This is a genomic window from Delftia sp., from assembly GCF_059499305.1.
The window spans coordinates 68,226-82,864 of sequence record NZ_JCABYI010000032.1 but is presented as its reverse complement, the minus strand read 5'-3'; the positions used below and the strand labels follow the sequence as shown (position 1 = coordinate 82,864).

At 58.9% G+C, this 14,639-nt stretch carries 10 protein-coding genes; 9 read left to right on the top strand and 1 reads right to left on the bottom strand.

Features of this window, described 5'->3' with window-relative positions; genetic code table 11:
- Positions 1–3: 3 nt before the first annotated feature.
- A complete protein-coding gene (locus tag AC5I49_RS22575) occupies positions 4–2,508 on the bottom strand; it encodes a DUF7657 domain-containing protein (protein WP_495789921.1) in 2,505 nt (834 codons plus the stop codon).
- Positions 2,509–2,850: 342 nt separating this feature from the next.
- Here AC5I49_RS22575 and AC5I49_RS22570 point away from each other — a divergent pair, with 342 nt between their 5' ends.
- The 9 genes from AC5I49_RS22570 to AC5I49_RS22530 all read left to right on the top strand — a co-directional run bounded on the left by AC5I49_RS22570 (position 2,851) and on the right by AC5I49_RS22530 (position 14,569).
- The gene (locus AC5I49_RS22570) at positions 2,851–3,201 is read left to right on the top strand and encodes a DMT family transporter (protein ID WP_209671871.1); all 351 of its coding nucleotides are present in this window, start codon (positions 2,851–2,853) and stop codon (positions 3,199–3,201) included.
- A 105-nt stretch (positions 3,202–3,306) separates the two neighbouring features.
- Complete coding sequence (locus AC5I49_RS22565; protein ID WP_495789920.1) at positions 3,307–4,713, top strand: hypothetical protein; 1,407 nt, start codon at positions 3,307–3,309, stop codon at positions 4,711–4,713.
- Complete coding sequence (locus AC5I49_RS22560) at positions 4,710–5,705, top strand: glycosyltransferase (protein ID WP_495789919.1); 996 nt, start codon at positions 4,710–4,712, stop codon at positions 5,703–5,705. Before AC5I49_RS22565 ends, AC5I49_RS22560 begins: the two co-directional genes overlap by 4 nt.
- A 51-nt stretch (positions 5,706–5,756) precedes the next feature.
- Complete coding sequence (locus tag AC5I49_RS22555; protein ID WP_495789918.1) at positions 5,757–7,631, top strand: hypothetical protein; 1,875 nt, start codon at positions 5,757–5,759, stop codon at positions 7,629–7,631.
- A gap of 86 nt (positions 7,632–7,717) precedes the next feature.
- Positions 7,718–8,515 (top strand): HAD-IIB family hydrolase, encoded by a 798-nt coding sequence (locus tag AC5I49_RS22550; RefSeq protein WP_495789917.1) that lies wholly within the window; start codon positions 7,718–7,720, stop codon positions 8,513–8,515.
- Between the two features lie 623 nt (positions 8,516–9,138).
- Positions 9,139–9,726 carry a fimbrial protein gene (locus AC5I49_RS22545; RefSeq protein ID WP_034363243.1) on the top strand — a complete coding sequence of 196 codons (588 nt, stop codon included), beginning with the start codon at positions 9,139–9,141 and terminating at the stop codon, positions 9,724–9,726.
- 113 nt (positions 9,727–9,839) lie between these two features.
- On the top strand, positions 9,840–10,601 hold the full coding sequence (locus tag AC5I49_RS22540) for a fimbrial biogenesis chaperone (protein ID WP_016452763.1): 762 nt from the start codon (positions 9,840–9,842) through the stop codon (positions 10,599–10,601).
- 274 nt (positions 10,602–10,875) lie between these two features.
- Positions 10,876–13,962 carry a fimbria/pilus outer membrane usher protein gene (locus AC5I49_RS22535; RefSeq protein WP_495789916.1) on the top strand — a complete coding sequence of 1,029 codons (3,087 nt, stop codon included), beginning with the start codon at positions 10,876–10,878 and terminating at the stop codon, positions 13,960–13,962.
- 7 nt (positions 13,963–13,969) lie between these two features.
- Positions 13,970–14,569, top strand: a complete 600-nt coding sequence (locus AC5I49_RS22530; RefSeq protein ID WP_495789915.1) for a fimbrial protein — start codon at positions 13,970–13,972, stop codon at positions 14,567–14,569.
- Positions 14,570–14,639 lie beyond the last annotated feature (70 nt).

Genomic DNA, 14,639 nt, shown 5'->3' with positions numbered 1-14,639 from the left:
ATCCTACTCGGCAGGACGGCCCTTTACGGCAAACCAGTGAAAGCTCCTGAATGCCCCGAGCCAAATCAAAGAGGAATTCAAATTTAGCCCACTGGCCTCATCTGCGAGGACAACGACCCGGTCGGCGCCGGTCTTATTGAAATCAAAGTCTTTTGGATTCACCAATACCCTAATGTAGTCCACTGCAGGCGCCGAAACTGTATATCCCGCCCCCGCATTTACCGTCTCATCCACATAGAATCCGAGATGTTGATAGCGATTAACAATCGGCCACTTTGATTCCGGCAGCCCCATTTTCTCCCAGAACTCCTTATGCGGGTAATAGAGAACCCCATTTGCCACCGGATAGCCCATACCTGCCAGCATCAAGGGACCCACGCCATCCCCATTCAGAGCCAATGTCCGCAAGCGTTTATTTTCATCATGAGGATCTTTCAAAAACTGAAGATTTCCATCCGCAAGAATCACATCTTTAGGCGCCTTCGTCACCGGATTAAAAGCCAACGTTGCCAACAAATTGACGATAACCAACATAGCCACGCCTGCCGCCATTCGCCTCCTCATAATCCACCAGCAGATCGCTGCCCCGGAAAGCGTCATGGCCAGCGTATATACCCAGCTTCCACTTGGCGTAAAATCCTTAGGGATTTTCATCAAAGTCCATGCAATCAATCCCGCACTTGAAATTGCCACCAACCCAGGAATCAGCCACTTTTGGAAAATGGAAACACTTTTACCATTACCGTCTTTATCTACCGTCGCCACGGCCCCACCGGCAACCAGAGCCATCAACACAGAAAAAGCCAACCCCATTCCCAAATCGATACGGGCAGTCGGCATATTGCCCCAAAGCGAATACTTGGCCAGCCATATTGGGAAACCTGAAAAACTGAAAATCCAGTAGCAAATCATGAATGCTGCGCATGCCGCCACAGACCAGCGATATTTTGTGGATCGCATCAGATGCACAGCACACAACGCGACCATAAGTATTGGCAGTATGAAGTATGAACTGATTTCGGATTGATTTGTCTCAGGACCTGGAGAGCGGACAACAGTGTCTGCATTGGAATACCCTCGGAGATGCCACCACCATGCAAGATCCCCGCCTGGCATTGAGCCACGCTTGCCAGGATATTCCGTTGCCTGCATGAGTGCCACGGCATCGCGAGTATCCAACCACCAGCTACCAAGAAGCGCCGACGCAACTGCCAGCGCAGCAAAAATACCTAACAGCTGCGCCCAGCCCCAGCGCAGCTCACTGCGCTGATCAAAACCCCAGCCCACAGCAAGAAGCAGTAGAAAACTACCGCCAATGATGATCCAGGGCGGATACAAAACCAATGCCCAGCAAGCAAGCAGCCAACCAAGTATCGCACCCATGAGAGCCGTCTTCCATGGGCTCTCAATTTTCATTATCTTGAATGACAGTACAAAGGCCAATGCAGGAAACATTGCTGCATACAATGGCCAGTTTGACCAAGCCGCAGCATATGGCGCCACGCAGAATGAAAATGCCAACCCGAAGTTCAATCCTTTTCTGTCAGGACGCAGGAGATTTAGCAGAAACCATATGGACAGCAACCCTCCCCAGAATGGCATTTGCCATTGCCAACTCAGTGCCTGGCGCATGGGGAGAAAGAAATAGCCCCAGGTTGCGGGCCGAGCCAACGCAGCCCATTGCTTAACAGGTGCACCCGTCATGCCGATGACACCCATATTCTGTCCGTTGGGACCAATATTCGAGTTCACCACAGGAAATGGTGGTTCGTGGTGGATTTGAGCCAGCACATTAGGCATCAGCACACTCCACTCATCCGCACGTATGGAGCGCAGGCTGAACAGCTTGGCATTGCTGCCTTTGGCATCCAGCATGCTCTGGCCGTAAGGGCTATGAATCAAGAGGCCGATCGAACTGCCCGTAATCCCTATGGCCACCAATGCGGCCCATAATCCAGCGATGACCAGATAGGCCCGTCGCTCTTGCAGCCACTTCCCAAGCCGCTGCCCGCGCGATGGTTTGCTGAACTGAATGCAGGCAAGAGCCACAAGCACTATGCCGAGAACCCACCAGTGGCGCCCTCGCACCTTCTCCACAACGATCATCGGTGTAGAGGCTGACAATAGCTCTGCTGGTTTTTTATCACCATATATGGCATCCAGTTTGATGGGATATACACCGCCAGGAAGGTCTTTCGACAGACTGACCGTCCAGCTGAATCCCAAGCCAACCTGCCCACCCGTGAGGGGGTTGTCGGAAGAAATGTCAGGCCGTTTTTCCCATGGAATTTCCTGGACCTGGAATTGCGACTCCGCAACAGCCAGCTTGATGGTAGGGGGTGATTTACCATCCTTGCCACCCAGCACCCACCCACGAAGCGTCAATTCTCCCGTTCCCTTGTTGTAGGACCAGTGTTCCAGCACACCAGGCAGCGTGGCCTTTGCTTCTTGTGCATGGACAAACCAGGGGGCTACTAGTAGTAGCCATATCAAAAGCAATCGTTTCATGGAGGTTAGGTAATTTTCGGCCATCGATCTTCGCAGACTTTGCACATTGATCTGCACAAAAATTCGACCGCTGTAAGAACAGGCCTACACCACAGGAGGAAGCCCCAAAACACAAACTGACAATGATGAACGACTGCCCGGTAGATCGCACGGAATAGCGATGCATACCCGGAGCGTCTTCGAGGTCGGGGGAACGGCTGCCACGCCGCTTGCGGCTTGCCAAGCCGCAGATCCAACAGCGATCCCCGGGTCTGCATTACAGTCTCCTTTTTGCTCGAGACCTACGGCATCAAGCAGGCGAAGTCCACGAGTCATCCCGGAACAGATCTTCCCCCTCTGAACATGACCCCCCTCCTCACCAGCATCACCATCCTATGCGTTCTGGGCATCTCACTAGGCCAGATGCTCTTCAAGAAGGCTGCCCTGTCCATGCCTGAGGCTGCAAACTGGCAGCACTGGGTCTTCAACGGCTGGCTCTTCACAGCCCTCGCCCTCTATGGAATCACCACGTTGGTATGGATATGGGTGCTGCGCCATGCCCCCCTCCACCTGGCCTATCCGTTCATGGGTTTGGCCTTCCTGATCGTTCCCTGTCTGGGCTGGCTTTTCTTAGGCGAGCCTATCCGCATGACCACCCTCATCGGTGGTGCGCTGATACTGGTGGGAATCACAATTACCGCTCATGCACCCTGAGACCCCGTAAATAGGTGGCACCGACTCCGTAGGGGCCATTCAATCTCCAGTTGTTCCATCAGATACTTCGAATTCACAAATATCCGCTCCGCATTGAGCAATAAAATGAGAGCAAACAAGACGTTTTATGCATTCTTTTTTACACTGGCACTGGTCTATGGCGGCTGGCTCCTGATATTTTGGCCCGGAATTCTGGGAGAAGACAGCATTGCCATTTTAAAGCATGTGATGGCTCCGGAGATACATCACTCCGGAAAGCCCGCTTTCTGGTTTTATTTCATCCAACTTCTCTACGAGAAGATACAACTGGTTGAAATATCCATACTGCTCATGCTCTTCATAAGCACGCTAATTCAGGCGCGAATTCTTTCCTGGTGCTGGAATAAAGGACTGCATAAAACGGCCGGTTTTCTTCTTGTTTTCATCAGTCTTGCTCCGCATCTGGTATTTTTTTCCAGCTCCTTGTACCCTGACGGAATTTATTCCATTGCAGCCATCGGATTGCTTTTCGAGATTTGGCTTGGCGCGAAAAATAGAAGACTCTCGGGCCCTGCCTTGCTCATGATCTTCATTACCCTGCCTTTTGCTTCATTTGCACGGCCCAATGGAATTCTATTTCTAGCTCCAGCAGGCTTCTTGCTTTTTCTGCTTGATCGCAGAAGTCGCAACATCTTGGTCGCCATCCTAGTGACATGGTGCGGCCTGATGATTGTGGGGACAAATGCACGCTTCTTTTATAGCCATGGGAGCATTTTCCCACTGGCAATCCATGAAACGGTCAACTTCCTTCAGCCCAGGGCCATGGACTTGGCGCGAGACAAGCCAAGAATATCTCCAGAAACGATGGAGGCACTTGCGAAGCACCGACCGTTGGAAGTATATATCAGAAATTATGACCCAGATTACTGGGACACCTTGACGTTCAAGGCTGATGGTCCGCAGGTGATGAAAATGGAAAAGGCAGAGCGTAGGATCATCATCAAGGAATTCATCCGCTACAACCTATGGCAGAATTTCCCCAGGTTCCTTGGCAGCCGCCTCAATATCTTCATGACAAGTGCATTAGCAGATGGAGGCTTTCCCAGCCTGACCTACGCGAAACACGTACTACAAATCACTGGCTCTCAGTCGACTTACCGGAAGTTCCAGCTACACACATCGGAAAATTTCGCCACAGAGATATTCAATTTCAGTTACCAGCATCGCTGGATTCTTTGGACACCTTTTCTCGGAATTGCACTTCTTTTCTGGTCAGTACGGGTGGGCCTGCAGGAAAAGGACAAAGCGCTTCTTCTTGTCGCAATACCAATGCTGGCGCAACTGGGCGGTATATTCACATTCTCGATTGCCAGTGAATACCGCTATCTCTTGCCATTTTTCCTACTTCCGCTGATTCTGCTACCTATCTTTTTGAGTCGAAGAGCCATGCCTGGGCAGAATAACCCGCAGAGACAATCGACACCCAAGCAACTAGGCTATCCTCCCGCGTCGGCCGAGGCCGGAGTTCCATGACTGAAGACGCACTCACAAGACACCCCATGCGCATTGCCGTCGCCATCCCCTGCTACAAGGTCACCCAGCACGTGCTCGGTGTCATCAATGCCATCGGTCCCGAGGTAGAGGCCATATATGCCGTGGACGACGCCTGCCCTGCCGGCAGCGGACGCTTCATCGAGGAGAACAACACGGACCCACGCGTGCGCGTGCTCTACAACCCCGAGAACCGGGGCGTGGGCGGCGCCATCGTCACGGCCTACAAGGCGGCGATTGCCGACGGCATGGACATCGTGGTGAAGATCGATGGCGACGGCCAGATGGACCCCTCGCTGCTGCCGCTGTTCGTGCGTCCCCTGCTGCGCCACCAGGCCGACTACACCAAGGGCAACCGCTTCTACCGGCCTGAGTCGGTACAGGACATGCCTCCGGTACGCCTGTTCGGCAATGCCGTGCTGTCCTTCATGACCAAGCTCAGCTGCGGCTACTGGAACGTGATGGACCCGACCAATGGCTATACGGCCGTACGCACCTGCGTGCTGGCCGAACTCCCGCTGGACAAGCTGGAAAATCGCTACTTCTTCGAGACCGACATGCTGTTCCGCCTGAACACCGTGCGCGCCGTCGTCAAGGACGTGCCCATGGATTCGGTCTATGCCGATGAGGAGTCCAACCTCAGGATCGGCAAGGTGCTGCCCGAATTCCTGCGCAAGCACGCCTCGCGCCTGTGGCGGCGCTATGTCTACAACTACCTGGTGCGCGACTTCAACGTGGGCACGCTCTATAGCCTGAGCGGTATGTTGCTTGTGCTGCTGGGCACCCTCTTTGGTCTCTGGCGCTGGATCGTCAGCAGCAGCAGCAGTCATCCCGCCACCAGCGGGACTGTCATGCTGGCGGCGCTGCCCATCATCATCGGCATCCAGTGCCTGATCGCCTTTCTGCACTACGACGTGAGCAGCGTGCCCACCGAGCCGGTCAGCCTGTCCCTCGAAGACGAAGCTGTCGCCTGACCGCGCCGTCTTCGCGGCCTGCCACATCCAGTCCTGTCCACCAGCCCATCCATGCCCCACCTGCCTCGCACCTTCCACCTTCCATACGCATCCACGCTGATCGCCGCAGGCCTTGCCCTGGCATCCATGGCAGCCCATGCACAGACAGGTTCTGGTGCCACGCGCAGCCAGCCCCTGGTCATCGCGCCCACGGTGGAAGGCATGCTCCTGTGCGATGAAGCCGTTGCAGAGACCAGGATCAAGTCCATGGATGAGGCCTATTCCTTCTGCCAGCAGCGCAAGCTGGACGGCTCCGCTGCCGTCAACCGCCTGCTGGACACGCTGGAGCCAGGCGGCCCCAAGGGCAACGTGCAGATCGGCTACACCGCCACGCTGCAATTGCTGGGGCTGTACCAGCGCACGGCCAAGGGCTGGGAAATCGACGAAGCCAAGGTGGACAGCTTCCTGAACGTTATCCGCAAGGTGCAGCGTCCGGTCGTGCTGTATTTCTCGGCAGACCATTTCGACTCCGTCGGCCCCATTGCTGCCGAGTTGGCCAAGGACCCCGTCAACCTGATGCAGCTGCGCGACGGCAAGCCTCTGGAACTGGGCTATTTCGGCTACCGCATCCTGCCCTACACGCTCTCCACAGACCCCTCGGTGCCCGTCAATCACTACCGCTTCAAGGCTCTCGAATACATGGCCAGGAAGATCCGGGAGCTGCCCCAGCCCGTACAGGACCGCATCATTGCCTACACCCTGCCCGGTGAACTGCACCACATGTTCCCGGACTTCGAGAACGGTATGGGCGCCTACAAGGACATCCGCGTCACCGACTACAGCCCAGGCTCGGTGGCAGGCTTTCGCCAATGGCTGCAGAGCAAATACAAAGGCATCGCGCAGTTCAAGGCGCAGACCGGGCTGGACTACGCGTCGTTCGACGTCATCCCTGCCCCATCCAAGGACATACGCAAGGAAAAGCTCAACGGCTTCGGTGAACACTATGACGCATTCGCCGACGGCACACTTCCCGTGGGCGGCTGGCTGTGGGACCCAAAGCAGGCAATCGAGCGCCTGGATCTTTATCTGGACGGCAAGCTGGTGGGGCCCATGGCCCGCGGCCTCAACCGGCTGGACGTCTACCGCGCCGTGGACAACATCACCAGTCCCAACACCGGGTTCCGCTACAACCTCGACTTCAGCAACCTGTCCGCCGGACAGCACATCGCGCAAGTGGTGGCCGAGTCCAAGGGACGCAAATACCAGTTGGCCAATGCCAACTTCGTTGTCGTTCCACGCAATCAGGGCAAGATGGTCAATCTGTACCCCAGACGGCTCGGGTGGATGCCCCCTACGTCCATGCTGGAGAAGCAGGGCGTGCGCTTCTGGCTAGACATGCCTGCCCAGTTGCAGGACGTCTACTACAACCCCCTGGCAAAGGATTGGAACCAGTACCGCGAATCCCAGGTGTATGCGCAGCTTGCGGTATTCCATGAACGTGCCATTGCAGCCGGCCTGCCTGCCGCCAAGCTCTTTTCTCACCAGATCATTCCCGATGTGAACCCCTCCTGGAATCCACAGCTGTTCGCCTCGACCCAGACGCTTGACGGCAAGGCACCCTGGCGGCAGGGCCTGAACATGTACGGCGGCGCCACCGACAGCGACTGGCTTCGCGGCTTCATGAAGCAGCACCAGATCGGCAGCGGCTATGGCGCACCTGAATTCAACCCCCAGCAATGGAAGCTGGAAGGAACGCACCTGGCCGCGCTGAAGGCCCACTATGACGCAGGCGCCACCTTCATCAGCCCCTACTACTTCTCGGTGATCAACCAGCGCTTCAAGGGCGCAGCCGAACACGGCGTCAACCGCATGGAACTGTCCCCCGACAACCCCAAGGACGGCTCCGACAAGTTCTACAAGGCCATCGTCGAGTTCGCCAGGCAGTAGGATGGAGCCCTTGCGCGCACGGTCCGTGCGTGCAAACGCTGCCCTTTTACAAGCCGCCCCGGGCGGCTTTTTGCATTTTGACGACCGTGCCTACAACCCTCCAGCCGCTGTCCCTCTGGACACCTCCCGCATCGCCGCTCGGCATCCTCACCGACATCGACGACACCCTGACCACGGAAGGCGTGGTGCCGGCCCATGTCGTTGATGCCATTGCCCGGCTCAAGCAGTCCGGGCTGCGCGTGGTACCGATCACCGGCCGCCCCGTAGGCTGGAGCGAGCCGTTTGCCCAGGCCTGGCCCGTGGATGCCATCGTGGCCGAGAACGGCGCCGTGGCCCTGCGGCGCAATGCGCAGGGCGGGCTGGACAAGCTCTACCAGCAGGACGAGGCCACACGCACTGCCAACTACGCGCGGATGCAGCAGGTGCTGGCCGAGATCGAGGCCACCGTGCCCGGCGCGCTGCGCGCCACCGATTCGGCGGGCCGCGAATGCGACATTGCCGTGGACCATAGCGAATTCACGCAGATGCCCCAGCAGGACATTGACCGGTGCGTGACCATCATGAAGGCGGCGGGCATGAACGCCACCGTCAGCTCCATCCACATCAACGGCTGGTTTGGCGCGCACAACAAGCTCGAAGGCGCGCGATGGATCCTGCGCACCCTGTTCGACATCGACCTCGACGCCACGCTGGACCGCTGGATCTACATCGGCGACTCCACCAACGACCAGCTGATGTTCGAGCACATGCCCCACAGCCTGGGCGTGGCCAACATCGCGCGCTTCGTGCCCCAGCTCAAGCACCTGCCTCGCCATGTCACGCAGGCCGAGCGCGGCGACGGCTTTGCCGAAATGGCGCAGTATTTGCTGTCCCAGCGCCCCTGATCCACAGGGCCGAGGGCCGGTGCTGCCCTTGCAGGCCTTCGCCCTCGACCACCCCTCCCGATCTGCGGGACCCGCGCCCCCTCCGCAGACACCATCACCCTCAGCACAGGCAACCGCCCGGCGCAGGCGGGCTGCGCACCCTCTTTCCCCCATTCGACAGAGCAAATCTAGGACTATTCCTAGATTCAGGCTCAAATAATCAGAATGCGCCCTATTTCATATAACGGCGGCGCACACCTAGAATCCATCACATACCCAAAGAACAGGTTTTTTCGCCTTTTTCTTTGACATATTCTCTCCTGAACCCCGTCCGCGCCATTGGGCACTGGTGTCTTTGAGCAATTCAATTTCAAACATGCCAGAGAAACAAACCTCGCCCATCCCTCGCCAACGCTCCCTCATCCGAACAATTTCTCCATGTCAGCGCCACCACCTATTCCAGCATGATCGCAACCCCTGCAAATCATTGACCATGCTGACAGTTACCAACCATTGGATTGATGAGGTGAACATGGAACACTGATGATTTATTAACCACTCAACCATTCACACACTCTCCTATTCCATCAGCGCATTCATCGCTGCTGGAATTTCATTTATCTCTTCAACTCGAGGGAATACCCATGAAAAAGATCGCATTGCTGACATCGGTTGCCGGCCTGGTCATGATGGCCATGAACACCGCTCAAGCAGCAGACGGCACCATCAACTTCACGGGCGAGGTGGTCACCACCACCTGCAAGGTGGACACCACGGTCGCCGGCGCCGCCAAGGACGGCGTGAAGCTGCCCAACGTGGCGAACAACCAGCTGGCCACCGTGGGTGCCACGGTCGGCCGCCAGGCGTTCTCGCTGGAACTCAGCGGCTGTGAGCTGGCCACCGCCACCTCCACAGCGCCCGTCTCCAAGGTCGCCGTGTTCTTCGAAGCCGGCCCCAACGTGGACCTGGTCACCGGCATGCTCAAGCCCGCAGCGGCCAGCGGTACTGGTGCGCCCGCCGTGGCCTCCGGTGTCCAGATCGCCATCGTGGATCCCAGCAACAACGAGCGCCTGAAGATCGGTTCCGCCCAATCGCGCTTTGTGGACATCGACAACAAGGTCGGTGGCAATGGCCGGGCCATCATGCGTTTCGCCTCCGAATACGTGGCCACCGGCCCCGTGACCGCAGGCCGTACCGACACCTCGGTGACCTACTCGCTGGTCTATCAGTAATCACTGACTTTCAGGCATATCGGCCGCCTTGCGGTGGTCGATATGCCGTGTCTTCTGCTTTCGTGACATGGGCCCGACCCCATTCTTTCGCTCAAAACCCAGAGAGTTCTCCGATGCTGACGATCAAACGTTCATATGGGCTTGCTGCCATCCTGTTGTCCCTTCTTCTTGGAACGGCGGCACAGGCCAGCGTGACATTGACGGGCACGCGCATCATCTTCCCCAGTGGCGAGAAGGAAGCCACCATCCAGCTCACCAACGAAGGCAGCAAACCTGCCCTGGTGCAGACCTGGCTGGACAAGGGCAACAACCAGGAATCGCCTGAGAACATCGACGTTCCCTTCGTCATCACGCCCACCATCATGCGCATCGAGGCGGGCAAGAGCCAGACGTTGCGCATCATCTATTCGGGCGAAGCACTGCCTGCCGACAAGGAATCCCTGTTCTGGCTCAACGTGCTGGACGTCCCGCCCAAGGCGGAAATGGAAGGCGACTCCAACAATCTCCAGTTCGCCTTTCGCACTCGTGTCAAGCTCATGTACCGACCCAGCAACCTGCCCGGCAATGCCCAGGAAGCTCCTGCCCAGCTTCAATGGTCGGTAGACGTTGACGCCAAAAACCAGCCTGTATTGAAAGCACGCAATCCCAGCGCCTTTGTGGTCAATGTGGCTGGCGTTGAAGTGCAACTCGGCGGCAAATCCTTCGAGGCAGGCGTCGGGCCCGTTCTTCCCGGCCAGGTGGCCACCTTTCCAATCAAGGAACCTGCGGGTGTCAATATGGCTGGCGCGGCAGGTGCCACGGTGATGTTCAGCAGCATCAATGATTGGGGCGCCAGTCTCAACCACGAAGCCAGAATCGGAAATTCCGCCCAATAAACAGGGCAATGCGAGCAAAGCCACGCGAATCCCCCGTCCTTTCCGGCCTGATTATCTAGTGCCACTGCATTTTCAGCCCGGCCAGCACACCGATACCCAGCGTTAATACCCGGCGAAACGGCATCGGTCTCTTTACCGGGACTGGCACATCGGCCTTGGCCGTTCGCTTTGCATCGGGCGCACAGCATTAGGAGATAAGCAAATGATCAGGCCAGTCTTTCCAGATTCAGAAAAGGGAATCAAAAGCCGGCATACAAGGCAAGGAAAAGGAACAATGCCGGGGCCAGGCCAAGGCCCTGCCGGATATTTCCAACTGAAGCCCGGCCATGCGCTGCTGCTCTCCGTGCTGGTGTGCTGGCAGTCCGAGGCCCAGCAGGGGCAGCAGGTCAAGGAAGTCACGACCTCCACGTCCACCGGCCAGTGGCAGCCCACGCCGGCTGCCGTCGACTTCGACCCCAGCTTTCTGAACACCGGCAAGCAGACCATTGACGTCTCGCGCTACTCGCGCGCCAACGTGGTCACGCCCGGCAACTACAGCCCCGACATCTACATCAACGGCAACTGGGTTGGCCGCCGCGAAGTGCAGTTCAAGGCCCAGTCCGGCTCACAGGACGCGCTGCCCTGCCTGGACAAGGCCCTGCTGGAGAAGGTGGGCATCGACCTCTCACGCCTGCCGCCCGAGGCCGCCTTGAAGCTGGCGGCCGACGGTGGCTGCAACCGTCTGGACCAGATCGTTGCGGGCGCCTTGACCAGTTTCGACTTCGGCAAGCAGCGACTGGACCTGAGCGTGCCCCAGGCCTCGCTACGCCGTTCGGTGCGCGGCTATGTCAGTCCCGACCAATGGAGCGCCGGCGTGCCTGTCGGCCTGCTCGGCTACCAGTTCAACACCTACCACGGGCGCTCCAGCAACGCAGAAAACACCACGCAGAGCTACCTGGGCCTGAACGGCGGCGTCAACATCGACCGCTGGCATTTCCGGCACAACGGCTCCTTCAGCTGGGCGGACACTGGACGGGGCAACTACCAGAACATCTCCACCTACGCACAGCGCGACATTGCCGACTGGTCTTCCCAGCTCATACTGGGCGACACCTACACGGGTGGCGACCTGATGGACTCCACCTCGTTTCGCGGCATACGCTTGAACAGTGATGACCGCATGCTGCCCGACTCCCAGCGCGGCTACGCGCCCGTGGTGCGCGGCGTGGCCAACACCAATGCCCGAGTCACCATCACGCAGAACGGCATCAAGCTCTACGAAACCACGGTGGCGCCCGGCGCCTTCGTCATCAACGACCTCTATCCCACGGGCTACGGTGGCGACCTGCAAGTCAGCATCACCGAGGCCAATGGCGCCGTGCGCAGCTTCTCCGTTCCCTACGCGGCCGTGCCGCTGTCGCTGCGTGAAGGGCAGAACCGATACAGCCTCACTGCGGGCGTGGTACGCCACCTGCCCAACACCTCGCCCATGTTCTCCCAGGCCACGTGGCAGCACGGCTTCACCAATATGCTGACAGGCTACGGCGGCGTGTCCCTGGCCAAGGGCCATATCTCGCCCATGATTGGCGCAGCGCTCACCACGCCCTGGGGCGCCTTCGGTGCAGACATCACGCACGCCTCCACCAGCATCCCCCACGACGGTTCCTTTTCCGGGCAGAGCCTGCGGGCCAGCTACGCAAAGTCCTTTGCGCAGACCGGCACCCACGTGGCCATTGCCGCCTATCGCTACTCCACCAACGGATTCTTCGGCCTCAACGACGCCATGCGCGCACGGGATCAGGCCAATCTGCTACGGCCCTCCACGGACCTGTACCGGCCGCGCAACCGCGCCTCCCTGGTCATGGGACAGCAGTTCGGGCCTGGGGGAGGCAACCTCAGCCTCACGGCGTCCACTGCCAAGTACTGGAACCGACAGGGCTCCAACGTCGACTACGCCATTGGCTACAGCAACTCGTTCCGCAACATCTCCTACAACCTCTCTGCGGCGCGCCAGCGTGATGCCTGGGGACAGTCCAACACGTTCCTGCACGTGGGCCTGTCGATTCCGCTCAGCATGGAGCGCGGCATGATGCTCTCCACCAATACCAACCGCGACTCGCGCGGCCGCGTGCAGGCCCAGGCCAACCTGTCCGGTCTGCTGGGCGACGACAACGCCATCTCCTACGGCCTCAGCGCCAACCACAACACCGGTGGCATGAATGGCAGCAGCACCAGTGCCAGCGCCAACGCCACCTACCGCGCATCGCAGACCGAACTCAGCGGCAGCGTCAGCGCCAGCAGCGGCTACCAGCAGTTCTCGGTAGGCGCGCGTGGCGCCATCGTGGCCCACCCGGGCGGCGTGACGCTGTCGCAATCGGTGTCTGACACCTTTGCCATCGTGGAGGCCAAGAACGCGGAGGGCGCGCGCATCAACAACGCGCCCGGAGTGAAGGTGGACAGCCGGGGCTATGCCGTCGTGCCCTACCTCACACCGTTCTCGATGAACGAGGTCTCCATTGATCCCAAGGGCCTTTCCACCGACGTTGAGCTCAAGGAAACCAGCCAGCACGTCGCGCCGCTGGCCGGTGCCGTGCCGCTGTTGGTCTTCAAGACGGCCTACGGCCGCTCGGCCGTGATCCGCGCGCGGCAGGCCGGCAACATGCCTGTGCCCTTTGGCGCCAGCGTGCTGGACATGGACGGCAAGGAGTTGGGCGTGATCGGCCAGGCCGGCAAGCTGCTGGCGCGCGGGCTATCAGACCAGGGCGAGCTGCAGGTGCAGTGGAAGACCGACACCGGCATGGTGGGCTGCAACCTCTCCTATACCCTGCCTGAAAGAAAGCGCAGCACCACCCACCAGCCGCCGCAAAGCCTGGAACTGCCCTGCGTGGCCAGCAACAAGCTGCTGCCTGCGGCCACCGACGTGGCATCTGCCAAGCCGGGCAAGACCGCGGCAACCTCAACCACCAATGCCAAGACAGCCGTGGCCGGCGCCCCGGCCTCCAACGCTGCGTCGGCTGTGGCTCTGGCCGGCATCACCCAGGAACGCATGGCAGCAACGGCACCGGCCACGGCAGTCGCCAGCGCCCCGGCAGTCACTGCGGCGGCAGTGCTGCCCGCTCGTGCCACACAGCCGAGCGGCAGCCAGCAGGCACTGCAGCTGGAGCGCGACCTGGACGGCCTGCGCATGAGCGTCAAGATCAGCGCCTTGCCCACCACTGCACCAGTCATCGGCAACGCGGGCAGAACTCCCGTAGCGGCAGGGCACGACGCAGGCACCGGCAAGCACAAGCCGCCGCAGCAAACCTTGCGGGCTGACCGTCCGCTGGCCATCCTGCAGCCCAGCCTGAGGATCAGCGCCTTGAAGGCGGTGGACAAGACCTGAACCTGAGGTGAGCCCTCTTCCCCAAAGAGGGTTCGCGCTCGCCCAGGAAACACCACATGGTGCGGCAACCGACAAGCTTTTCGATAGCGCCCATTTACGCGCCAGCGGCACGCAGCAGATTGAAAAATTGAGCGGTTCAATATTGCAATACCGTGCCGGCAGCAATTCTGGCCAACTCTTGGTCGATTTTCAAACAATCACACCAGTACAAATCATCCCTCAGGTGCCCACCTGCCGCGTATCCGCCTCCACCATAAATCTTCCTTTGGGGAATGTGTTCTTTCCGTCTTCCACGCCCGTGGGCACCACAGCCAACGAACAAGCCTTCAATATTTCGCTGAATCGCGCTGGGGGCAACAGCGCAACGGCGTCCCAGGCATCCAACGCAACAGGCGTAGCCATCCAGATCACCAGGCTCGATACTCCATTGAAATTCGGCCAGAACTCCGCAGCCGCGGGCAATACCAACCAGTGGTTTGCAGGCAGCGCCGTATTTGGGCAAGGCAAACTGGATATTCCCTTGAAGGCCCGCTATTTGAAGACCGCCGCCCAGGTGACGCCGGGCAAGGCCAATGGTGCTGCCACATTCACGATGAGCTATCAGTAGCACGGTCTGATACTTCTGAGCCTTTGGGGAACCAACGTTCATGTGTGCATTGGGCAGACCTTACCCGATG